General features: G+C 67.2%; 27 protein-coding genes. 14 read left to right on the top strand and 13 right to left on the bottom strand.

The features are described 5' to 3' along the window. The first annotated feature begins 53 nt into the window (after nt 1-53). Nucleotides 54-611, top strand: coding sequence for a TetR/AcrR family transcriptional regulator (locus tag S2M10_RS23025; protein WP_282098066.1), 558 nt, complete (start codon nt 54-56; stop codon nt 609-611). On the opposite strand, the gene thpR is transcribed toward S2M10_RS23025, so the two are convergent. After that, a complete protein-coding gene (gene thpR / locus S2M10_RS19405; protein WP_168847520.1) occupies nt 593-1129 on the bottom strand; it encodes an RNA 2',3'-cyclic phosphodiesterase in 537 nt (178 codons plus the stop codon). The two genes, S2M10_RS23025 and thpR, sit on opposite strands and share 19 nt — an antisense overlap. Nucleotides 1130-1240: 111 nt before the next feature. Beyond that, complete coding sequence (locus S2M10_RS19400) at nt 1241-1987, bottom strand: glucose 1-dehydrogenase (RefSeq protein ID WP_168847519.1); 747 nt, start codon at nt 1985-1987, stop codon at nt 1241-1243. A 109-nt stretch (nt 1988-2096) separates the two neighbouring features. On the opposite strand from S2M10_RS19400, the gene S2M10_RS19395 reads away from it, so the two are divergent. The 4 genes from S2M10_RS19395 to S2M10_RS19380 all read left to right on the top strand — a co-directional run bounded on the left by S2M10_RS19395 (nt 2097) and on the right by S2M10_RS19380 (nt 4888). Next, nucleotides 2097-2462 (top strand): helix-turn-helix domain-containing protein, encoded by a 366-nt coding sequence (locus S2M10_RS19395; RefSeq protein WP_168847518.1) that lies wholly within the window; start codon nt 2097-2099, stop codon nt 2460-2462. A gap of 224 nt (nt 2463-2686) precedes the next feature. After that, entirely contained in the window at nt 2687-3454 is a 768-nt protein-coding gene (locus tag S2M10_RS19390; RefSeq protein WP_168847517.1) for a Bax inhibitor-1/YccA family protein, read from the top strand. 136 nt (nt 3455-3590) lie between these two features. Further along, nucleotides 3591-3935, top strand: coding sequence for a hypothetical protein (locus tag S2M10_RS19385; RefSeq protein WP_168847516.1), 345 nt, complete (start codon nt 3591-3593; stop codon nt 3933-3935). An 11-nt stretch (nt 3936-3946) separates the two neighbouring features. Continuing rightward, nucleotides 3947-4888, top strand: a complete 942-nt coding sequence (locus S2M10_RS19380; RefSeq protein ID WP_168847515.1) for a cation diffusion facilitator family transporter — start codon at nt 3947-3949, stop codon at nt 4886-4888. A gap of 239 nt (nt 4889-5127) precedes the next feature. Here S2M10_RS19380 and S2M10_RS19375 read toward each other — a convergent pair whose 3' ends face one another. After that, nucleotides 5128-5499 (bottom strand): response regulator, encoded by a 372-nt coding sequence (locus S2M10_RS19375; protein WP_168847514.1) that lies wholly within the window; start codon nt 5497-5499, stop codon nt 5128-5130. A 144-nt stretch (nt 5500-5643) separates the two neighbouring features. Here S2M10_RS19375 and S2M10_RS19370 point away from each other — a divergent pair, with 144 nt between their 5' ends. Further along, nucleotides 5644-5829 (top strand): hypothetical protein, encoded by a 186-nt coding sequence (locus tag S2M10_RS19370; RefSeq protein ID WP_168847513.1) that lies wholly within the window; start codon nt 5644-5646, stop codon nt 5827-5829. Nucleotides 5830-5886: 57 nt separating this feature from the next. On the opposite strand, the gene S2M10_RS19365 is transcribed toward S2M10_RS19370, so the two are convergent. Further along, nucleotides 5887-6597, bottom strand: coding sequence for a hypothetical protein (locus S2M10_RS19365; RefSeq protein WP_168847512.1), 711 nt, complete (start codon nt 6595-6597; stop codon nt 5887-5889). A gap of 6 nt (nt 6598-6603) precedes the next feature. Next, nucleotides 6604-7812 (bottom strand): toxic anion resistance protein, encoded by a 1209-nt coding sequence (locus S2M10_RS19360; RefSeq protein WP_168847511.1) that lies wholly within the window; start codon nt 7810-7812, stop codon nt 6604-6606. Nucleotides 7813-8002: 190 nt separating this feature from the next. On the opposite strand from S2M10_RS19360, the gene typA reads away from it, so the two are divergent. After that, on the top strand, nt 8003-9844 hold the full coding sequence (gene typA, locus S2M10_RS19355; protein ID WP_168847510.1) for a translational GTPase TypA: 1842 nt from the start codon (nt 8003-8005) through the stop codon (nt 9842-9844). 230 nt (nt 9845-10074) lie between these two features. Here typA and S2M10_RS19350 read toward each other — a convergent pair whose 3' ends face one another. Continuing rightward, a complete protein-coding gene (locus S2M10_RS19350) occupies nt 10075-10725 on the bottom strand; it encodes a glutathione S-transferase family protein (protein WP_168847509.1) in 651 nt (216 codons plus the stop codon). 116 nt (nt 10726-10841) lie between these two features. Here S2M10_RS19350 and S2M10_RS19345 point away from each other — a divergent pair, with 116 nt between their 5' ends. Further along, nucleotides 10842-11459 carry a hypothetical protein gene (locus S2M10_RS19345; protein WP_168847508.1) on the top strand — a complete coding sequence of 206 codons (618 nt, stop codon included), beginning with the start codon at nt 10842-10844 and terminating at the stop codon, nt 11457-11459. Here S2M10_RS19345 and S2M10_RS19340 read toward each other — a convergent pair. Next, the gene (locus S2M10_RS19340) at nt 11353-11766 is read right to left on the bottom strand and encodes an EVE domain-containing protein (protein WP_168847507.1); all 414 of its coding nucleotides are present in this window, start codon (nt 11764-11766) and stop codon (nt 11353-11355) included. The genes S2M10_RS19345 and S2M10_RS19340 overlap by 107 nt on opposite strands. Before the next feature lie 126 nt (nt 11767-11892). Here S2M10_RS19340 and S2M10_RS19335 point away from each other — a divergent pair, with 126 nt between their 5' ends. The 3 genes from S2M10_RS19335 (at nt 11893) to S2M10_RS19325 (ending at nt 14272) form a co-directional block, all read left to right on the top strand. Continuing rightward, nucleotides 11893-12258: a hypothetical protein gene (locus S2M10_RS19335; RefSeq protein ID WP_168847506.1), complete on the top strand. Its 366-nt coding sequence runs from the start codon at nt 11893-11895 to the stop codon at nt 12256-12258. 67 nt (nt 12259-12325) lie between these two features. Beyond that, on the top strand, nt 12326-13966 hold the full coding sequence (locus S2M10_RS19330) for an FAD-dependent oxidoreductase (protein ID WP_168847505.1): 1641 nt from the start codon (nt 12326-12328) through the stop codon (nt 13964-13966). 15 nt (nt 13967-13981) lie between these two features. Then, a complete protein-coding gene (locus S2M10_RS19325; RefSeq protein ID WP_168847504.1) occupies nt 13982-14272 on the top strand; it encodes a DUF3297 family protein in 291 nt (96 codons plus the stop codon). A gap of 70 nt (nt 14273-14342) precedes the next feature. On the opposite strand, the gene S2M10_RS19320 is transcribed toward S2M10_RS19325, so the two are convergent. Further along, nucleotides 14343-14933 (bottom strand): TetR family transcriptional regulator, encoded by a 591-nt coding sequence (locus S2M10_RS19320; RefSeq protein WP_168847503.1) that lies wholly within the window; start codon nt 14931-14933, stop codon nt 14343-14345. Between the two features lie 105 nt (nt 14934-15038). On the opposite strand from S2M10_RS19320, the gene S2M10_RS19315 reads away from it, so the two are divergent. Continuing rightward, a complete protein-coding gene (locus S2M10_RS19315; protein WP_168847502.1) occupies nt 15039-15518 on the top strand; it encodes a hypothetical protein in 480 nt (159 codons plus the stop codon). Between the two features lie 7 nt (nt 15519-15525). On the opposite strand, the gene S2M10_RS19310 is transcribed toward S2M10_RS19315, so the two are convergent. Next, nucleotides 15526-16149 carry a DNA-3-methyladenine glycosylase 2 family protein gene (locus tag S2M10_RS19310; protein WP_168847501.1) on the bottom strand — a complete coding sequence of 208 codons (624 nt, stop codon included), beginning with the start codon at nt 16147-16149 and terminating at the stop codon, nt 15526-15528. 63 nt (nt 16150-16212) lie between these two features. Here S2M10_RS19310 and S2M10_RS19305 point away from each other — a divergent pair, with 63 nt between their 5' ends. Further along, nucleotides 16213-16530, top strand: a complete 318-nt coding sequence (locus S2M10_RS19305) for a 2Fe-2S iron-sulfur cluster-binding protein (protein ID WP_168847500.1) — start codon at nt 16213-16215, stop codon at nt 16528-16530. 171 nt (nt 16531-16701) lie between these two features. Here the strand turns inward: S2M10_RS19305 and S2M10_RS19300 are convergent, their stop codons facing one another. Further along, complete coding sequence (locus S2M10_RS19300) at nt 16702-17580, bottom strand: glycoside hydrolase family 16 protein (protein WP_168847499.1); 879 nt, start codon at nt 17578-17580, stop codon at nt 16702-16704. After that, nucleotides 17577-18113, bottom strand: a complete 537-nt coding sequence (gene infC, locus S2M10_RS19295; RefSeq protein WP_125977160.1) for a translation initiation factor IF-3 — start codon at nt 18111-18113, stop codon at nt 17577-17579. The genes S2M10_RS19300 and infC overlap by 4 nt, the downstream gene beginning before the upstream one ends. Nucleotides 18114-18339: 226 nt before the next feature. Between infC and S2M10_RS19290 the strand changes: the two genes are divergently transcribed. Further along, nucleotides 18340-19035, top strand: a complete 696-nt coding sequence (locus S2M10_RS19290) for a hypothetical protein (RefSeq protein WP_168847498.1) — start codon at nt 18340-18342, stop codon at nt 19033-19035. Nucleotides 19036-19070: 35 nt separating this feature from the next. Here S2M10_RS19290 and S2M10_RS19285 read toward each other — a convergent pair whose 3' ends face one another. Then, on the bottom strand, nt 19071-19640 hold the full coding sequence (locus S2M10_RS19285; protein WP_168847497.1) for a Uma2 family endonuclease: 570 nt from the start codon (nt 19638-19640) through the stop codon (nt 19071-19073). Between the two features lie 93 nt (nt 19641-19733). Further along, a complete protein-coding gene (thrS, locus tag S2M10_RS19280; RefSeq protein WP_211091159.1) occupies nt 19734-21725 on the bottom strand; it encodes a threonine--tRNA ligase in 1992 nt (663 codons plus the stop codon). Nucleotides 21726-21748 lie beyond the last annotated feature (23 nt).

Here is a 21748-nt window from a genome sequence, read left to right as displayed (position 1 = left end):
GAGTCTCCTTGTTTACACTGTACACTTTACGACAAGTTTACGGTGTAAACAAGATGGTACAGGCGGAAGGGTTGCGTGGGCGACTGATCGAGGCTGCGGTGATCCTGCTGGGCCAGGAAGGGGAGGGTGGCGTGACGCTGCGTGCGCTTGCGAAAGCCACCGGCGTATCGGCGATGGCGCCCTATCGGCACTTCCCCGACAAGGCGGCGCTGCTCGGCGCGGTGGCGGAGGCAGGGTTCGCCGATCTTGCGGCTGCGCTCGCGGAGGCGGACCGGGCAGAGCCGCCCAAGGCCGCGCTGGTCGAACAGGGCCTTGCCTATTTTCGGTTCGCGCGGAGCAATGCGGCGATGTTCCGGCTCATGTTCGGCGGCAATCCCGGCTGCGCCGTCGCGCCCGAGAACTATGGCGAGGCGTTTGCCATCCTGTCGCGGCGGGTCGCGAGCCTCGCGGCGGGCGACCCCGGTCCCGCGACGCTGGCCGCCTGGGGCGTGGTGCATGGCCTCGCCACGCTCACGCTCGACGGCAAGGTACCGCCGCAGGAAGCGGTCGTCCGCGCCGCCGTGGCTTTGGTGGCGGACGGCATCGCGGGCGATCAGCCCCGCAGGGGATAGCGCCCGATCGCCTCGTAGCTCGCGCCGTCCCGGCCTAGATGGCTTTCGTAGAGCAGGAAGCTGTCCACCACGAACGGCGCGCTGGCAAGCCCGGCATGCGTCTCCAGAAAGCGATCGTTGGAACCTGCGCCCGCATTCATCCGGGCCAGCGTGACGTGCGGCAGATAGGCGCGGCGTTCGGGAGCGAGGCCCAGGCGGACCAGCGCCTGATCGATCTTCTGGTGGAGCTGGGTCACCGTCTCGTGCGGCCGCAGCCCCGCCCATAGCGCATTGGGTCGGCCGCGCGAGTCGAACTCGCCCACACCGGCGACGGTCAGCTCGAACGGCGCAAAGCGGACATTGCCGAGCGCGATCGCCACCTCTTCCGCCACCGGCCGTTCCACCTCGCCGATATAGCGCAGCGTGCAGTGGAGCTGTTCGTCGCTCTGCCACCGGGCGCCGGGAACGCCACCGGCCAAGGCGAGCAATTGCGCACGAATGGCGGGAGGCGGGCGGAAACCGACGAACAGACGATGCATGCCCGCGATCCTAGGCGCGCGGGCGGCAAGGTCCACCCCCGCGCGAGATCGCTGATGGGGGCCGGACCCGCGCTCGCGGCGATCCGCGACGCGCCGGTCCGGCCGGGACGCTCAGTGGATGCCGCCGCTCGCGGTGATTACCTCGCCCGTCAGCCAGCGTGCATCGTCCGACGCGAGAAAGGCGACCACATCGGCGATGTCGCCCGGGGTGCCCGCGCGGCCGAGCGGCGTCTGCGCGATCATCCCGGCTTCCATGTCGGAGCCGACAATGCCCGCCGTGTGCGTACCTTCGGTCACGACATAGCCGGGGCTGACGGCATTCACGCGAATCTTGCGCGGCGCAAGTTCGTTGGCGAGCACGCCCGTAATGGCGTTCACCGCCCCCTTCGTCCCCGCATAGGCGGCGGCGCCGGGCGTGTTCACATGGGTGATCGCCGACGAGATGTTGATGATGCTGGCCCCCTCACCCAGATGCGGGGAAGCGGCCTGGCTAGCGAGGAGGACGCCGAGGACGTTGACGTCGAACTGGCGCCGATAATGCTCCTCGGTAAACGCCTCGATCGAAGCGAATTCGTAGACGCCCGAATTGTTGACGAGCACGTCCAGCCGACCAAATTCGCGGATCGCGGTATCGACCAGCGCCTGCGCCTCGGCCGCCTTGGAGACGTCGCCCTGCGCAGCTACTGCGCGACCGCCGGCTGCCGTGATCTCCTGCACCACCGCCTCGGCGTCCGCCTTGCTCGACGCGAAGTTCACGACGACCGCCGCGCCCTGTTGCGCCAACGCCTTGGCGATGGCCGCGCCGATACCCTTGGATGCGCCGGTGACGATCGCCACCTTTTCGTTCAGTTTTGCCATTTGAAACAGTCTCCGACATGGGACGGCATCGAAGCTCCGCCTTTATCCCGTAGTTCGGAATATTGGAAATAATGCGCTTCCCGTCAACTGCGCCTATATGGAATTTGGCATGAGACCGCTGATTCATCCCTCCATCGAGGAGATTCGCCCCGACGCGATCCTGCACGCGCTTTCGGATCCCAACCGCGCGGCGATCTTTGCCAACATCTTGCGCGCGGGGTGCGGGAAGGCGTGCTCCGCCGTGTCGGTGGTCGGGGACCGAGTCATCCCCAAGTCCTCCCTGTCCAATCATTTCAAGGTTCTGCGGGAGGCGGGCCTTATCCGCAGCGAACGACACGGCGTGGAAGTGCGCAATCAACCCCGCTGGGCGGAGATCGAAGCGCGCTTCCCCGGCCTGCTGTCGGGCATCATCAATGCCTACGCATCGAGCATCGGCGACGATGCGCCGGCCTTCAAGGATCCTGAGCCACGGTGAGACGGCGGTGCCGACGTCCGCGCGGGGGCAGGGGCGAGGGGCTCGGGCTGCACATCTAGTGCGCCGGCCCCGGTACGCCGCGGCGCTAGAAGGTTGAAAGCCAGCGACAAGTCCTTTCGACTTGTGTTTCGAAACGTTGCTGGACCCGGTTTTGCTTGAAAACGCGTGGGGCGAGGCCGATATTCCGGCCATCCGGCATCGCGCCGGTCAAAGGAGTTTTTCGAATGGCTAACTGGTCCGATCCCCGCACGAGCGAGTCGCCCTTCGCGACCGCGAGTGCACGCGCCGCGGCGCATGACGCGGGGCTCCGGTCGTACATGCTGTCGGTCTACAACTACATGCTGTCCGGCGTGCTGCTGACCGGCATTGTCGCGCTGGCGTTCGGCAAGATCGCCTCGCTGCAGGCACTGCTGTTCCAGGTGGTGGAAACCAGCCGTGGCCTGTCGCTGCAGCCGACGCTGCTCGGCTGGGTGGCAATGATTTCGCCGCTGGCGATCGTGTTCGCGATGAGTTTCGGCCAGAGCCGCATGTCGGAGGGCACGCTGAAGGCGCTGTTCTTCGCCTATGCCGGCCTGCTGGGCGCGTCGCTCTCGACGATCTTCACCACCTATACCGACATGTCGATCGCGCAGGTGTTCTTCGGCACCGCCGCCGGCTTCGGCGCGCTGAGCCTCTATGGCTACACCACCAAGAAGGATCTGTCGGGCTTCGGCACCTTCCTGATCATCGGCCTGGTGGGTCTGCTGGTGGCGTCGATCGTCAACATTTTCCTGCAGTCGGGCGTGATGAGCCTGGTGATCAGCGTCGTCGGCGTGCTGATCTTCGCCGGCCTCACCGCCTATGACACGCAGAAGATCAAGAGCATCTACAGCGTCGTCGCGGGCACGCGCGAGCAGGGCAAGGTCGCGATCATGGGGGCGCTGAACCTCTATCTCGACTTCATCAACATGTTCCTGTTCCTGCTGCGGCTGTTCGGCAGCTCGCGCGACTGATCCCAAGCGGAACTCGGCAACGGACAAGGGCCCGGCGGAGCGATCCGCCGGGCCTTTTGTTTCAAGACGTTGCTCGCTGGCGGAACGGGGTTACGGGCAAGCCGTTTGTTCTGGGTAACGCTCAGGAGAGTGCAGCATGACGAACAATCCCCTCGACCCAGCGATGGACCGGATGTCGGTCGCCCCGGATCCCCAGGCCGATGACGAAGGCAAGGGCGCAGCCCATTCCGCCGATGCAGGCACGGATCTTTCGATCGAGGAGCGGCTCGCCCGCGATCCGGCGAGCAAGGACGCGCGGCTCGACCGCGCCCTCGACGAGTCGATGGACGCCTCGGACCCGCCCGCATCCACCCAGCCGATCCATAACAACCAGATTCCGGAGAGCTCGGGCTATGACGCCAAGGCCGAGGCCGAGCGCACCGAGGGTAAGGAAGACAAGGGCGTGATCGACAAGGCGCTGCACAAGCTCGGCCTCGACTGAGGCGAGGGCGGATGGCCGCGTCTCCCGCGTCGGGCTGGCGCGGCAATCTGGTTCTCTATGCGGCGCTCGCCGCGAATATCGGGATCGCCGTTGCGAAGTTCGTCGCGGCGGCGATCACTGCTTCGTCCTCGATGCTCACCGAGGGCGTGCACAGCCTGGTCGACAGCCTCAATCAGATCCTGCTGCTCTACGGCCAGCGCCGCGCCAAGCGGCCGCCCGATGCCGAACACCCCTTCGGCTATGGCCGAGAGCTCTATTTTTGGGCCTTCGTCGTCGCGATCCTGATCTTCGGGCTTGGCGCGGGCGTTTCGGTCTATGAGGGGTGGCTCCACATTCTCGATCCGGAGCCGCTGCGCGATCCGCTGGTCAACTATATCGTGCTCGGCGTCGCCACGGTGATGGAGGGGGCCAGCTGGGTAATCGCGGTGCGGGAGTTCCGCACGAACAAGGGCGATTGCGGCTGGTGGAAGGCGATCCGGGAATCGAAGGATCCCGCCGGCTTCATCGTGCTGTTCGAAGATTCGGCGGCGCTGGCCGGGCTGATCGTCGCGGCGATCGGCGTCTGGGCCAGTCATGCCTGGCGTGATCCGCGGATCGACGGGGCGGCCTCGATCGCGATCGGCGTGATCCTCGCCGCGGTCGCGACGCTGCTGGCGCGCGAGGCCAAGGGCCTGCTGATCGGCGAGCGCGCCAATCCGGACCTGATCGCCCAGGTCCGCGCGATGCTCGAGGCCGAGCCGCGCATTACCGGGGTCAATCATGTCCGCACCATCCACACGGCGCCCGACCGGGTGTTCGTGGCGATCAGCGCCGATTTCGACGACGGGCTGGCGATGGGCGAGGCGGAGACGCTGATCGAGCGGATCGAGGCCAGGCTGAAGGCGGCGCTGCCGCAGCTCAGCTCGATCTACATCCGCCCCGAGAAGCGCGAGCATGCCGAGGTGGTGGCATAGCCTCAATCCTCCCCCTCGCGGGGGAGGATCGTGGGATCGCCTCAGCGCTTGCCAGGATGTGGGGCTGCCCGGCACCTCAAAAACCGTCGTCATTCCCGCGAAGGCGGGAGTCCATTTGCCAGGACGTTTGGGGAAAGAACCGCCGCTTCAGCGCCAATGGATCCCCGCCTTCGCGGGGATGACGCGTTGAGGCGGCCACACATCATCGACCTGACTCCGGAGAGCAGGATTGCGGCGGTTCAATTCCCCAGCGCGACCAGCAGTTCGCGGGTGCGCAGCGGCTTTTCGAGCAGCACGGCATAGCCGGTGGCCTCCGCCTCGGCGGTCAGGGAGGGGCTGGAATAGCCGGTCATCAGCACCGCGCGGCCGGTCCAGCCGCGCGCATGGAGTGCCCGCAGCAACTGGATGCCGTCGCCGTCGGGCAGGCAGTAATCGGCGACCAGATAGTCCGCTGTCATGGCGGACGGGTCGGCAAGCGAGGCCGCCGCCACGCTGTGCGCGCGCACCCGATAGCCTTGGCCGTGCAGCAGCAACTGGGTGGACCGGCGCACGCCGTCATCGTCTTCGACGAGCAACACGCTGCGGCGTTCGGGGGCGGGTGCGGTGGTCATGGGGCGAGCCTGATCCCTCCGCCTGCCATTGCGCGCGCGCGCGGTCTCTACGCAAAGTTCCTAGGGGGCTGGCCGTCCAATGCGGCGCTCCGCTGGCCCAAGGGACGGTTGCGGGCGCGCGAGGGATGCGGCACCTTATACAGGATGTTCTTCGACGAGAATCGCGTCTGGCCCCGGCAGGAACCGCCGCGGCCCGTTCCCGTGCCACCGGGCCGGCGCGAGCGATTTCTGACGCGGATGTTCCTCGTCTATGCGCTGATCCTGCTGCTGCTGCCGGTCAGCGCGAGCGGCATCGCCGATCTGATCCGGTACCTGATCGCGCTGCTTTAGGGGCGCAGGTTCCCCTGCCGCTTGCGGGAGGGGAGCGCATGCCGGGGGCGCAGTCGCTCAGCCCAGTTCGTCGTCCTTGTACTTGATCTGGAGGAAGTTGCCGCGCGTCGCTAGCGCGTCCAGATCGCCCTGCGCCAGCTGCGCGGTCATCTCGGCGATTTCCTCGTCGATCACCTGCAGCCCCTGCGCCAGCTGCTGGTCCGGGGTCAGGCCGTTGCGCGGCACAGTGCGCAGCGGCTCGGGCACGCGGCCATAGCCCTTGACCAGCTCGGGCAGCTGCTCGCCGATCAGCTTGCGGACTTCGTTCGCGGCGGGCGATGCTTCGTCCAGCCGGGCGAGCTGCGGCGCCAGCGTCTCCAGCTTCACGCCAATCGAATCGACCAGCGTGCGCGCCGGCGCGGGCAGCGCCAGCCGCTGCGTCTCCAGCCAGCGTTCGGTGGTGGCTGGAAGGGCCTTGAGCGGCACCTGGACCAGCTGCTCGACGCGCGGTGCGCTGGTGACGGGAAGCGATGCGAAGAACAGGGTCGCCAGAATCAGCAGTGCCATCACCGCCAGCGCCCCGAACATGCCGAGCGGCACGAACATGCCGATGACGATCGCGGCGATGATGATGACCGCATCCGCCGCCGCGATCCGCCCAAGCCGCGCCAGGATCTCCGCCTCGCGCCGCTTGCGGGTACGCGTGGCGAGCGCGCCTTCGGTGCGGGTGCGCGAGCGCTCGATCAGTTCCTCGCCACGGGCGAGCAGGCGGTCCACGTCACTCGGCATCGCGGTTTACATCGCCTCCAGCTTGAAGCCGTCGGCCGGGCCGCCCAGCCGGTTCTGCTCGGCACCCTCGGCGCGGGCGATATAGCCCTTCGACTTCTCGACTTCGTTCGACAGCGTGTTGACCGTCACCTTCATGCTGTCCAGCGCCTTGAGCTTGAACGTGTCGATCGCATCCATCGTGTCGTAGATGTTCTGGAAGGCGCGCTGCAGCGTCTCCACGGGGATGGTGGCGCTCGCCGCCTGTTCGTGGATCGCGGCGGTCTGGCTCTTGAGCAGCTGGCCGGTCGATTCGATCAGGTTGGCGGTGGTGGTGTTGAGCGCGGTGATCTGGTCGAGCACCAGCTTCTGGTTGTTGAGCGCCTGCGCCACGGTCACCGCGGTCCGCAGTGCCGAGACGGTGGTGGTCGAGGCGCGGTCGACGCCCTTGATCAGCTCGACATTGTTCTTCTTGACCAGATCGAGTGCCAGATAGCCCTGCACCGTCACCGCCATCTGGGTGAGCAGGTCCTGGGTGCGCTGGCGGACGTAGAATAGCGCGGTCTCGCGGATCGCCTTGGCCTTGGCGGGATCGGTGTGATCCAGCTCGTTGGCCTTGTCCTCGAGCTTTGCGTCCATCGCCTTGGAGAGATAGATCATCTGCTCCAGCCGACCCATCGCGTTCCACAGATTGGCGCGCTCGGTGGCGATCGCGGCATTGTCCTGCAGCAACTCGTCCTTGCCGTTGGCCAGGCTCTTGAGCACTGCGTTGATGTGGCTCTGCGACGACTGATATTTGCGAAAATAGTTGGTCAGGCCGCCACCACCGCCGAAGATCTTCGAGAGGAAGCCGTCCTTGCCGCCGATCAGCTTGCCGTTGCGCGAGGGATCGAGATCCTCCACCGTCTTGCGCAGGGCGAGCAGATCGGCGCCGACGCCGCCCTCGCTGCCCATCGCGCGCACCGGGCGATCGAGGAAGCGGTTGGACTGGCCGGCGGCGTCGCGGATTTCCTTCTGCCCCATCGCCGCGATCGCATCGACGCGCTTGCCGAATTCGGGCGAGTTCACGTCCTGCGCGATCAGATCGTCGATGAAGCCGTCGACGCGCTTGTCGAGCTCGGACTTCTTGGTGTCTTCGACCGGCACCAGCCCGGCGGCTTTTTCGGGCGCCACGACAGGCACGGGATCCGGGGGCGTCAGCACCAGACCCTGTTCTGCGGTATCCGTCACAGTCGCCATCGTCGCTCTCTCTCCAACTCCGTGGGGACAACCATGCAGGCGAAGCACGTATCCCGCAAGTGTGTCATGTAGATAGGGCACCCTGTGTTTCAACGGGATCGGCACGCGAAACCGGGGGGCCTTCCCGCGACGCACCAATTCGGCTATGGGGCCGCCCGTACGCGCGCTTCCGCGCCAATCAGGAAATCGCATGAACCTCCGTAACGTGGCGATCATCGCACACGTCGACCATGGCAAGACCACCCTCGTCGACCAGCTCTTCCGCCAGTCCGGCACCTTCCGCGACAACCAGCGCGTCGAAGAGCGTGCGATGGACTCGAACGACCTCGAAAAGGAGCGCGGCATCACGATTCTCGCCAAGCCGACCTCGGTCGACTGGTCGCCCGACGGCAGCGAAGAGAACAGCATCCGCATCAACATCGTCGACACGCCCGGCCACGCCGACTTCGGCGGCGAGGTGGAGCGCATCCTGAGCATGGTCGACGGCGTGATCCTGCTGGTCGACTCCTCGGAAGGCGCGATGCCGCAGACCAAGTTCGTCACCGGCAAGGCGCTGAAGCTGGGCCTGCGCCCGATCGTGGTCGTCAACAAGATCGACCGTGCCGATTCGCGCGTGCAGGAAGTGCTCGACGAAGTGTTCGACCTGTTCGTGACGCTGGAAGCGACCGACGAGCAGCTCGACTTCCCGGTGCTCTACGCCTCGGGCCGCAACGGCTATGCCTCGACCGACCAGGACGCGCGCGAAGGCACGCTGACCCCGCTGTTCGAGAAGATCGTCGAGCATGTCCCGCCGCCCCAGGTGGATGCGGACGCCGAGTTCAAGTTCCTCGTGACGCTGCTCGACCGTGACAACTTCCTCGGCCGTATCCTGACCGGCCGCGTCGAGAGCGGCACGGTGCGCCTCAACCAGCCGATCCACGCGCTGGATAACGACGGCAACATCATCGAGACCGGCCGCGCCTCGAAGATCATGTCGTTCCGCGGGCTCGAGCGCGTGCCGGTGGAAGAGGCCAAGGCAGGCGACATCATCAGCCTCGCCGGCCTCGCCGTCGCCACCGTGTCGAACACCATCGCCGACACCTCGGTCAGCGTGCCGCTCCAGGCGCAGCCGATCGATCCGCCGACGCTGTCGATGCGCTTCGCCGTCAACGACTCGCCGATGGCGGGACGCGAGGGAAGCAAAGTGACCAGCCGCATGATCCGCGACCGCCTGTTCCGCGAAGCGGAATCGAACGTCGCGATCAAGATCACCGAAAGCGACGAGAAGGACAGCTTCGAAGTCGCCGGCCGCGGCGAACTCCAGCTGGGCGTGCTGATCGAGACGATGCGCCGCGAGGGCTTCGAGCTTGGCATCAGCCGTCCGCGCGTGCTGTTCCGCGACGGCGAGAACGGCCGTGAAGAGCCGTACGAAACCGTCGTGATCGACGTGGACGAGGAATTCTCGGGCACGGTCGTCGACAAGATGAACCAGCGCAAGGCCGAGATGACCGACATGCGTCCGTCGGGTGGCGGCAAGACCCGCATCACCTTCTCGGCACCGTCGCGCGGCCTGATCGGCTATCACGGCGAGTTCCTGTCGGACACCCGCGGCACCGGCATCATGAACCGCCTGTTCGAGAAGTACGGGCCGTACAAGGGCAAGATCGAAGGCCGCAAGAACGGCGTGCTGATCTCCAACGGCGCCGGCGAAGCCCAGGGCTATGCGCTGGGTCCGCTCGAAGAGCGCGGCATCCTGTTCGTCGGCCATGGCGAAGCGCTGTATGAAGGCATGATCATCGGCGAGAACGCCAAGACGGAAGACCTCGAGGTCAACCCGATGAAGGCGAAGCAGCTGACCAACTTCCGCGCTTCGGGCGGCAAGGACGACGCGATCCGCCTGACCCCGCCGAAGAAGATGACGCTGGAACAGGCCATCGCCTACATCGACGACGACGAGATGGTGGAAGTGACCCCGAAGAACATCCGCCTGCGCAAGCGTTTCCTCGACCCGAACGAGCGCAAGCGCCAGAGCCGGTCGAAGTCGGCCGCGTAAGCGACGGTTCCAGAACGAGAAAGGGCCCCTGCCGGCAACGGCGGGGGCTTTTTATTTTCGGGACGATCTTCTCCCAATGCATCTCCTCTCCCGCGAAGCGGGGGAGGGGGACCGCGCCGCGCCAGCGGCGTGGTGGAGGGGGCATGCCAGGCCGCTCCCCCTCCACCACCGCCTGCGGCGGCGGTCCCCCTCCCCCGGGAGCCTTGCTCCGGGGGAGGAAACACCTGGGGCTAACGGCGTGCCTGCGCCTCGAACACCGCGCGCTGCGCCGCATAGGCGCGCTGGAAAGCCGGGCGCGCCTCGCCGCGGGCGATATATGCCAGCAATCGCGGCTGTTCGGTGAGCATCGTCGCACGCCCCAGCCGTCGCAGCACGCCCACCATGAGCAGATCGCCCGCGGAGAACGCGCCCTCCAGCCACTCGGCCCCACCCAGGCGGTCGGCGACTTGGGCGAGGCGGGTGCGGACGCGATCCTCCAGCATCGGCTGGCGCTCCCCGAACCATGGCGTGTCGCGCTCGAGCATCCGCGCCATCGACCATTCGACGATCGGCGGCTCGACCGTGCTCATCGCCGCGAACAGCCAGGCGATCGCGCGGGCGCGGGCGTGCGGGTCCGGCGGCAGCAGGCCGGGATGGCGCTCGGCGAGATGCAGGACGATTGCGCCCGATTCGAACAAGGTCAGCCCATCTTCCTCATAGCTCGGGATCTGGCCGAAGGGCTGGCGGGCGAGATGCTCGGCTTGCTTCATCGCCGCGAAGGAGACGAGGCGGACGTCATAGGCCAGCCCCAGTTCCTCCAGCGCCCAGCGGACCTGCATGTCGCGCGCGAGGCCGCGACCGCGATCGGGGGAAGCTTCGAAGGCAGTGAGAGTGATCGACATGCGCGCGCTCCGCAATCGGGGACCCGAATATCGTATCGTAGCCGCTTTGCGCGCAAAACGCGCTTTCGCGGGCCGAGCGGCCATGGTCTAAGAGCAGCCTGTCGGGAGAGTCGCGTATGTTGCTGGCCGCGTTGTTGATAGGCCTCGTATCCCAGACTCAGGTTGCCGCGCCGGCAGCGACCGCATCGGTGGCCGCGCCCCAGCAGGCGGCGGACGGGTCGCAGCGCTGGTCGGTGCTCGCCGATCCGTGCGCCTCAGCGCAAACCGGCGCCGATCAGATCGTGGTGTGCGGCAAGGACGTGAATGCACCGCGCCTGCCGCTGCCGGCCGAGCGCGGCCCGCCCGATCGCCCGATGCCGAGCAATCCCGATCGTACCGGCATCGGCGCGCTCAATGCGGTCGAGACGCCCTGCCCGGCGCGGGTGGGCGGATGCCAGGTCGGCGTCGACATCTTCGGCGCGGCGACCACGCTGGTGCGCGGGGTCGGCAAGGTGATCAGCCCGGACAGCTGTTGCGAGGAGCCGGGCGAATCGCGCAATTTCTTCAAGCTTATCGGCGATGCGGGCAAGGGCGTCGGGCGCGCCTTCAAGAAGAAGCCCGACAAGTCCAACCGCGTGCCGATCGACCTCAACGATCCGGTGCCGTTCCGCTCATCTCCAGCAGCACCGCCCATTCCTCCGGCCGAACCGGCGTCACCGACAGGCGCGACTGGCGCACCATCTCGAGGTCCTTGAGCCGCGGCTCGGCCTTGATGTCCGGCAGCGGCACCGGCTTGGCCAGGGGGCGGAGCGCCTTCACTTCCACGCTCGCCCATTTGCCGTCGTCGCCGTCGGGTTGCCAGGCGCGGGTGACCTCCATGATGCCGACCGCCGCCTTCTGGAGGTTCGAATGGTAGAAGATCGCCTGGTCGCCGGGGACCATGTCCTTCAGGAAATTGCGCGCGGTATAGTTGCGCACGCCGTTCCATTCGGTGCTGCCGTCGCGCACCAGGTCATCCCAGCCATAGACATCGGGTTCGGAGCGAAGGATCCAGTAGGCCATGCCGCCCGTTACCCAGCTAAACCGCGGCTGAACAGCCGGTTCCGCACCGATTAAGCCGCGTTTCGGTATCGGAAGCCATCGGCGCCGAGCGACTCGTCGGGCGCCATACGGTGAGGAGCGAGTGACATGAACCTTCTGGCGAAGAAGCTGGTGCTGGGTATTGCGACGGGCGCGGGCCTGGTGGCGGCGGTGGCGCCGGCGCAGGCGCAGGACTGGCGCTATCGTCGGCACTATTACCGCGATCGCGGCGGCGACGTGGCCGGGGCAGCATTGGTTGCCGGGATTGCGGGGCTGGCGATCGGCGCCGCGATTTCGAACGACCGGCGCTATGACTATGACCGGCGCTTCTACCGCCAGCGCGGCTATTACCCGACCGACGGCTATTGGTACCGCGACAATTATCCGCGCTACCGCTATTATGAATATTGCAACGTTCGGCGGGTGTGGGATCCGTATCTGGGGCGCCCGGTGCTGGTCCGCTACTGCAACTGACGGGTGAGGCGCGGCATCATCTCTTGAGATGGGTCGCGCGTCTCGTCGCGCGCGCTAGGGTGCGCGCATGGCACCCACCGAATCGCTCGACCCGGCCGATCCCTATGCGCGATCCGCCCAGACCTTCCCGGTCCTGACCGCCGAGATGGTGGCGCGGGTCGCCGCCTTCGGCACCGAAGAGGCGGTGCCAGAAGGTGCGATGCTGTATCGGCGCGGCGATCAGAGCGTCGATTTCTTCCTGTGCCTCGCCGGCGGCATCGCGATCGTCGACACCGACAGTGCGGGCGCGGAGCATGTCTTCCACGTCCATCAGGCCGGCCAGTTCACCGGCGAGCTCGACCTGTTCAACGACCGCAAGATCCTGGTGAGCGCCCGCGCGCTGCCGGGCACGCGGGTGGTGCGGATCGAGCGGGCCGCGTTCCGACGGATAATGGCGGCCGAGCCCGATATCGGCGAAATCGTGATGCGCGCCTTCATCCTGCGCCGGGTGGGGCTGCTCCGCCACAGCGATGCGGGCGTGGCGCTGGCCGGGCCCGGGCACGGCGCCGACATGGGGCGCATCGAGACCTTCCTCACCCGCAACGCGATGCCGCACCGGCGGATCGATACGGACACCGATCCCGATGCGGCCGGCTTCCTCGAATGCCTGGCTCTCACCCAGGCGGATCTGCCGGTGGTGGTGCTGGAGCGCCGCGTGCTTCGCAACCCCAGCAACGCCGAACTCGCCGACACGCTGGGGATCGCCACGGCGCTCGATCCCGCCCATGTCCATGACGTCGTCGTGGTCGGCGCGGGACCGGCGGGGCTGGCGGCGGCGGTCTACGCCGCGTCCGAGGGGCTCGACACGATCGTGATCGAGGCGGTGGCGCCCGGCGGCCAGGCGGGGACCAGCTCGAAGATCGAGAATTATCTGGGCTTTCCCACCGGCATTTCGGGCCAGGCGCTGGCTGGGCGCGCGCAGGTGCAGGCGCAGAAGTTCGGCGCGCGACTGCTCGTCTCGCGCGCGGTGGTGCGGATCGAGTGCGAGGAGCGGCCGCTGCGGCTGCATCTCGACGACGGCGCATCGCTCCAAGCCCGCGCGGTGGTCGTGGCGACCGGCGCGCGCTACCGCAAGCTCGACCTGCCGCGCTATGCCGAGCTGGAGGGCAACGGCATCTATTACGCCGCCACCGCGATGGAGGCCGGGCTGTGTGCCGGCGCCGAGGTGGTGGTGGTCGGCGGCGGCAACTCGGCGGGGCAGGCGGCGGTGTTCCTCGCGCGCCATGCCGCCCATGTCCATGTGCTGGTGCGCGGGCCCGGGCTGGCGGCGACGATGTCGCGCTATCTGATCGAGCGGATCGAGGCTTCGGACCGGATTACGCTCCACCCCTTCACCGAGGTCACTGCGCTGGAGGGCGAGCGCGGGCTGACGGGGTTGCACTGGACCGATCGCAAGACCGGCGCCGTCGAGCACCGCACGGTCGGCGCGCTGTTCGTGATGATCGGCGCGGTGCCCAATACGAGCTGGCTGGAGGGCTGTGTCGATCTCGACGGCGGCGGTTTCGTTCGGACGGGCAGCGGCGAGACGTTCTTCTGCTCGTCTGCGCCCGGCGTGTTCGCGGTGGGCGATGTGCGGGCGGGATCGGTGAAGCGCGTCGCCTCGGGCGTAGGCGAGGGATCGGTGGTGGTCTCCGCGCTCCACCGCTATCTTGAACCCGCCGCGGAATGACGGCATGAGCCGGCCATGAGCGATACCCCTCCCGATCGTCTGTCGGTCAATCCGAGCAGCCCCTATTTCACCCGCGAACTGCTGGAGCGCGGCGTCGGCATCAAGTTCAAGGGCGTCGAGCGCCGCGATGTCGAGGAATATTGCATCTCCGAAGGCTGGGTGCGCGTGGCACTCGGCAAGAAGACCGATCGCAAGGGCAACCCGCTGACGATCAAGCTGGTCGGCCCGGTCGAGGCCTGGTTCCAGAGCGGCGGCGAGGCGGCGGCCGAGGGCGAGGCCAAGGACGCGGACAGCGCCGAGGGCTGAGGCCCCCGGCGATCCCCCGATCATCACCGCGCGCCGGTGCCCGCCACATGCCGGGCCCGGCGTGGAGGCGTCAGGCGTCGAGCGGGCGACTGCCGCGCTGTTCCAGATCGGCCATCAGCGCCTTGATCGCCCAGGTGGCGGCGCGGCCCATGGCATCGGCATCGAGATCCCATTGGTCGCGCATCTCGCGCCAGGCAAGGCCGCTGCCCAGCAACTGAATCACCGCGAGCGCCGCAGTCGCGTCCGCCGCGTCCAGCGCGGCGACCGACTCGCCGAACATGGCGCGGTAGCTGCGTTCGCGCTCCTGCTTGCGATCGTTGCGCATCGCGCGGCCCTCGGGGCTGGCCATCCCCACCGTCATCTCCTCGGCTTTCGCCTCGAAGTTGCGGAAGGTTTCGTACAGCCCGCCACCCAGCAGGCGTTCGCGATCGTCGGGCATGCCGGCGGGCGGCGAGAGCAGCTGCCAGACGTGCGCGCGTAGCGCCTTCTGGTCGGCGAACCGGCGATAGACGGTGCGGCGGGAGACCCCCGCCTCCTCGGCCACCATATCGTGATTATAGGTGCCGCCGCGGGCGCACAGCCGCATCAGCGCCTTGTCGATGCGTTCGTCGGTCCCGGCAGGGGGCTCGGTGCCGGTATCGGCCACGGGAATCTTGGGCATGCGTCTGCGCTAAGCGATGGCATGGAATGTGTCAAATGCGCATTGACACATATTGTGCCATTGTCTATGTGCTGCCCATCGCAACGACTTCCGGGGGGAAGGTTCATGCTGTTTCATCTTTCGATCGACGCGCGCGCGCCGGCGCATGTCGCCCAGGTTCTGGCGGAGCTGTGGGGCGGCGTCGCGCTGCCCTTCCCGCCGGTGACGGGCGGCTGCTGGATGGCGATGGCAGGGGATGCCGACAACAGCGCCGTCGAAGTCTATCCGCGGGGCACCTGTCTGGTCGAGGCGGAGGGGGACGCCGATGCTTATGGCGTGCCCGGAGCCGAGGGGCGCTCCGCCACGCACTTCGCGATGGCGACCCCGCTCGATCAGGACGCGGTATTCGAGATTGCCCAACGCGAGGGCTGGCCCGCCAAATACCGCAAGCGCGGCGGCGCCTTCGGGGTGATCGAACTATGGATCGAAGGCGATCGCATGGTGGAGGTGCTGACCCCGCCGATGCAGGCGGAGTATCGCGCGACGATGACGATCGCCGGCTGGCGGGGCATGCTCGCAGCGATGGGCGGCGGGGTGCCCGCCTGACCGCGCTTCAGATCGCGCTCTTCACCATGCCATAGTGGTGCCAGGCGAAGATCGCTGCGGCACCGCGGTGCGGGCGCCAAACCTCGGACCAGTCCCGGGTCAGCTGCTCGCTGGGGCGTTCGGGGTGGCCGAGGATCCGGCCGATCTCGATTTGCACCGCCAGGTCGCCCGCCGGCCAGATGTCCGGCCGACCTTCGGCGAACAGCAGGTAGATTTCCGCCGACCAGCGGCCGATGCCCTTGATGCGGGTGAGCGCGGCGATCGCCGCCTCGTCCTCCTTCGGCAGCGCGGCGAGATCGAGGGCGCCACTGGTCACCTGCTCGGCAAGGCTGCGGGCATAGCCCATCTTCTGGCGCGAGAGCCCGGCGCTCCGCAGCGTTTCGTCGCTGGCCGCCGTGAGCAATAGCGGGTCTTCGGCATTGCCGAGCACCGCGTCGAGCTTGTTCCACACCGCCGTGGCGGAGGCGACGCTCACCTGCTGGCCGATGATGGTACGCAGCAGCGTGGCATAGCCCGGTTCGCGAATGCGCGGCTCGGGATAGCCGGCGCGTTCGAGCGCGGCGGCGAAGGCGGGTTCGATCACGGCCAACGCGTCGATCGACCCCTTTAGCTGGTCGGCGGTCAAGCCCATGGATTGGCTCCTTGAAACGGGTCCGGTTCACCGGCATGGACGCGGCGAACCAAGGAGATGCAGATGCCCCAGCTTACGGTCGTGACGCGTGACGGATCCGAACGCACGGTAACCGGCGAGGCCGGTCTCAGCGTGATGGAAGTGATTCGCGACAATGGCTTCGACGAACTGCTGGCGCTGTGCGGCGGCTGCTGCAGCTGCGCCACCTGCCATGTCCATGTCGACCCGGAATTTGCGGACAAACTGCCGAAGATGGGTCGCGACGAGGACGATCTGCTCGACAGCACGAGCGATCGCGACGCGACCTCGCGGCTTTCGTGCCAGCTGCCCTTCACCGACGCGCTGGACGGCCTGCGCGTGCGGATCGCTGCCGAGGATTGAGCGCGGGCGGGGAGGGGGTGACGCCCGCCGCCCCTTCCTCGTGCCACCAAGCCTCCATCGTCATTCCCGCGAAGGCGGGAATCCATTTGCCTGCGCCCCGGGGGCAGGAACCGCTGCTTCAGCGCCAATGGATCCCCGCCTTCGCGGGGATGACAAAAGGGTGCGGCGCGATCACCGCTTCGGCACCTGCCAGACGCGGACATAGTCGACCTCCATCCGGGACGGGAAGGCGGCGGGGTCGACGCCCTGCATGCCGCCCCAGCCGCCGACCGCCACGTTGAGCAGCAGATATTGCGGCTTGTCGAACGGCCAGGTGGCGGGATCGCCCTTATGATCGTTGTCGAAGCGCATATAGGCATGGCCGTCGACGCCGATCAGGATGCGGTCCTTGGTCCAGTCGAGCTGGTAGGTATGGAAGGCGGTGCAGGCGTCCGCCACCTGCGTCGTCGCACCCTTCTGCGTGTGCTGCGCATGGTTGTAGGCGCCGGTATGGATGGTGCCGTGCACCGTCTGCGGATCCCAGCCGACCAGTTCCATCACGTCGATCTCGCCCTGGCGCGGCCAGCCGCCGCCACCATCGGTTCCCAGCAGCCAGATCGCCGGCCACAGCCCCTTGCCGCAGGCGAGCTTGGCGCGGACCTCGATGAAGCCATAGGTCCAGCTGGCGATGCCGCGGGTGAACAGGCGGGCGGAGCTGTATTCCTGGCCGCCATGATCGGGTTCGTTCGACAGGCGCTCGCGGCGCGCCTCCAGGATCAGGCGACCATTTTCGATCCGGGCATTCTCGGCGCGGTTGGCGGCGTAATATTGGAGTTCCTGGTTGTACCAGCCCTCGCGATTGCGGGCGGTATCATAGGCCCAGCGCTTCGCATCCGGCAGCCGACCGGAGTCGAACTCGTCCGCCCAGACGAGTCGCGCACCCTTCGCCACGGCGATCGATTCGCTGGTTGCAGCGGGAACGGGCGGCAGGGCGGCGGTCTGCGCGACCGCCGCTGCCGGCAGGAACCAGGCGGCGGCGGCCGCATGTCCGAACCGCCGCGCGAGTCTCACTTGGGCGAGAGCACCATCAGCATCTGACGGCCTTCCATGCGCGGATAGCTCTCCACCTTGGCCACTTCGGCCGAGTCCTGCTGCACGCGCTGGAGCAGTTGCATGCCGAGCTGGCCATGCGAAAGCTCACGGCCGCGGAAGCGCAGGGTGATCTTCACCTTGTCGCCTTCGCCGATGAACTTCAGCACGTTGCGCATCTTCACGTCGTAATCGTGATCGTCGATGTTGGGACGCATCTTGATCTCTTTGATCTCCTGCGTCTTCTGAGTCTTGCGTGCGAGGTTCGCCTTCTTCTGCGCCTCGTACTTGAACTTGCCGACATCGAGGAACTTGGCGACGGGCGGATCGGCGTTGGGCGACACTTCGACGAGATCGAGACCGACCTCGGCTGCCTGCGCCATCGCCTCGCGCGTGTACATCACGCCAAGATTTTCGCCGTCCTGGTCGATCACGCGAACCTTGGGCGACTGGATGAATTCGTTAAACCGCGGCCCGTTCAGCGGCATCGCGGGCGCCATCGGGCGCCGGGGCATGGGAGAACGTATAAGACTGGCTCCTGTAGTTAGTCAGCGCCCTATATAGACAATATCGGTGCCGGAGAGAAGGTCCCCCCGGCGGCATTCTGCTGCGATAGTTCGCGGCAAGTGCAGCGCGGGGGCGGAAAATCTCGCGCGCGAAGCCGCCATGTGCCTGTTTCGACGTCTATAATTCACGGGATGCCGGCGGACACCTCCGCGTGCCGGCACTGTGGGGAATGACATGCAGCGACTGTTTGGCGCGGCGGCGTATCTTGCCGCGATGATCCTTGCCGGCCCCGTGCTGGCCCAATCCACCGGCGGCGATGTGCCCGGCAAGGCGAGCGTGGGCGTGACCGCGGGCTCGCTGGGGGTGGGGCCGGAAATCGGCTATCGCTTTGATCGGCATGTCGGCGCTCGGGTCAATGGCGGCTTTCTGGGGCTGGACCACAGCTTCCGTTCGGGCGGCATCGACTATGACGGCCATGCCAAGCTTTCGTCGGTGGGAGCGATCGTCGACCTCTATCCGTTCGGCGGCGGCTTCCGCGTTTCGGCGGGCGCGCGGTACAACGGTACCGACGGCAATGTCCGTGCGACGCCGGACGGGCCGACAAGGATCGGCAGCCTGGTGTTCACGCCGGAGCAGATCGGCACCATCACGGGCCAGGCCGACCTGCGCGCCTTCGCGCCGCAGCTGACGCTCGGCTATGGCGGCAAGCTGCGCAAGGGGCTGGCGTTCACGGTGGAGGCGGGCGCGCTGTTCCAGGGGGCGGTGCGCATTCGCGACTTCACCTCGAACGGCACGCTGGCGAGCGATCCGACGATCGCGGGCGCGACCTACCGCCGCGAACTCGCCAATCAGCGCCAGACGCTGCAGGACACGGCGAACGACTATCAGGTCTATCCGATCCTGCAGTTCGGGCTGAAGTACCGGTTCTGAGGCTTGAGCGGGCGGTGCCTTCGCGTACCGCCCGCTCAGTCCAGCGTGTCGAGGCGTATCGTCAGGTCCGGGAAGCGCAGCGGCGCGACCGTGTCATGCGCTTCATATTCCTCGACATCGGTGTAGATCCCGTTCTCGGGTATGCGGTGGATGCGGATCGTCTGGCGCACCGCGTCGACCACCCAATAGTCGCGCACGCCGTATCTGGCATAGAGCGGCGCCTTGACGCGCAGGTCATAGGCCAGGGAGCTGTCGGCGACCTCGATCAGCAGGAGGATATCAGGACCCCGCACGGCGCGGGGCCGTATGTCACGCGTCCACACCGCCAGATCCGGCTCGACGAGCGTGTCTTCGGACAATGTGACCGACGCTTCGATGTACAGCCGTGCATCGCCGACCAGCGCGGGTACGAGCGCCCGGGTCAGCCGAGACTTCATGATCTCGTGCCAATCCGCCTTCGCTGCCGCCATCGGGACGATCTCCCCGTCGATCAGTTCGAAATCATCCTGCTCGGGCAATATCCCGGCTTCGGTGAGATCGTAGACCGCCTCGACCGTGAGGCGAGCGGGGAGGAGGCCCCGGCGCATGTTCTGGAACAGCGTCATGGGCGGAGGATAGCAGATGTACGGCAAGACAGCGAGGCGGGACCAGCGCTGGCTTGCTGGCCCCCCTCCCGCGAGCGGGAGGGGGCGTGAAGGTCAGCGGAGATCCGGCGCCAGCGCCTCGGCCTTGAGGCGCTCGATCGCCTCGTCCAGCGTCAGCATGGTCTGCCCCTGGCTGCCGAGCACGCGGAGCGCGACGGTGCTCTCCTCCGCCTCGCGCTTGCCGACGACCAGCAGGTTGGGCACCTTGGCCAGCGAGTGCTCGCGCACCTTGTAGTTGATCTTCTCGTTGCGCAGGTCGCTCTCGACGCGGATACCCGCCGCCTGGAGCTTCGCCACCACCTCGCGCGCATAGTCGTCGGCGTCGGACACGATCGTCGCGACCACTGCCTGCACCGGCGCGAGCCAGGTCGGCAGCTTGCCGGCGAAATGCTCGATCAGGATGCCGATGAATCGCTCGTACGAACCGAAGATCGCGCGGTGGAGCATCACCGGGCGGTGGCGCTCGCCATCCTCGCCGACATAGGACGCATCGAGCCGCTCGGGCAGCACCCGGTCCGACTGGATGGTGCCGACCTGCCAGGTGCGGCCGATCGCGTCGGTGAGATGCCATTCCAGCTTGGGCGCGTAGAAGGCGCCCTCGCCGGGCAGTTCCTCCCAGCCATATTCCGCCGTGGCGAGACCGGCGGCGACGACCGCGTCGCGCAGCTCGTTCTCAGCCTGGTCCCACATCTCCTCGGTGCCGAAGCGCTTCTCGGGGCGCAGCGCGAGCTTGATCGCATAGGTGAAGCCGAAATGCTTGTAGACCCGGTCGGCCAGCGCGCAGAACGCCTTCACCTCGTCGACGATCTGGTCCTCGCGGCAGAAGATGTGGCCGTCGTCCTGGGTGAACTGGCGGACGCGCATCAGCCCGTGCAGCGCGCCGTGCGGCTCGTTGCGGTGGCAGCAGCCATTCTCCACGAGGCGCATCGGCAGGTCGCGATAGGACTTGATGCCCTGCTTGAAGATCAGCACGTGCGCCGGGCAGTTCATCGGCTTGAGCGCCATCCACTGGACGTCGTCCGACACCATCGGACCCTCGTCCTCGATGTTCGGGGTCTCGTCGGGGATGACGAACATGTTCTGGCGATATTTGCCCCAATGGCCGGACTGCTCCCACTGGCGCGCGTCCATCACCTGCGGGGTCTTCACTTCCTTGCTGCCCGCGGCGTTGACCGCGCGGCGCATATAATCCTCGAGCACCCGGTAGATGACATAGCCGTTGGGGTGCCAGAACACCGAGCCATGCGCCTCCTGCTGGAGGTGGAACAGGTCCATCTCCGCACCGAGCTTGCGGTGGTCGCGCTTGGCGGCCTCTTCCAGGCGGGTCAGATGCTCCTGGAGCTGCTTCTTGTTGAGCCAGCCGGTGCCGTAGATGCGGCTGAGCATCGCGTTCTTCTGGTCGCCGCGCCAATAGGCACCCGACACGCGCGTGAGCTTGAACGCATCCGCAGCGACCTTGCCGGTGGAGGCGAGGTGGGGGCCACGGCACATGTCGAGCCAGGCGTCCTCGCCCTTGCCGGCGCGGTACACCGTGAGTTCCTCGCCCTCGGGCAGTTCCTGGGCCCATTCGGCCTTGAAGGTCTCGCCCTGCGCGGTCCAGCGCGCGATCAGGTCGGCGCGCGACCAGACTTCGCGGATCAGCGGCTCGTCCTTGGCGATGATGCGGCGCATCTCCTCCTCGATCGCGGGCAGGTCCTCCTCGGTGAAGGGGCGGTCCTTCGGCGCGAAGTCATAGTAGAAGCCGTCGTCGGTCGACGGGCCGAAGGTGATCTGCGTGCCCGGGAACAGGTGCTGCACCGCCTCTGCGAGGATATGCGCATAATCGTGGCGCGCGAGTTCGAGCGCGTCGGCCTCGTCCTTGGCGGTCACGAGCGCGAGCTGGGCGTCGCCCTCGAACGGGCGGCCGATGTCGCGCAGCTCGCCATCGACGCGCGCGGCGAGCGCCGCCTTGGCCAGACCCGGACCGATCGCCGCAGCGATGTCCGCCGGGGTAGTCCCCGGGGCTACCTCGCGGACGGAACCGTCGGGCAGCGTAATGCGGAACATCTCGGACACGGGAAGAACCCTTC

The sequence above is a fragment of the Sphingomonas sp. S2M10 genome, assembly GCF_012650175.1.
In the GTDB taxonomy this organism is placed as follows: Bacteria; Pseudomonadota; Alphaproteobacteria; order Sphingomonadales; family Sphingomonadaceae; genus Sphingomonas.
This window is presented reverse-complemented; position numbering and strand designations above follow the sequence as displayed.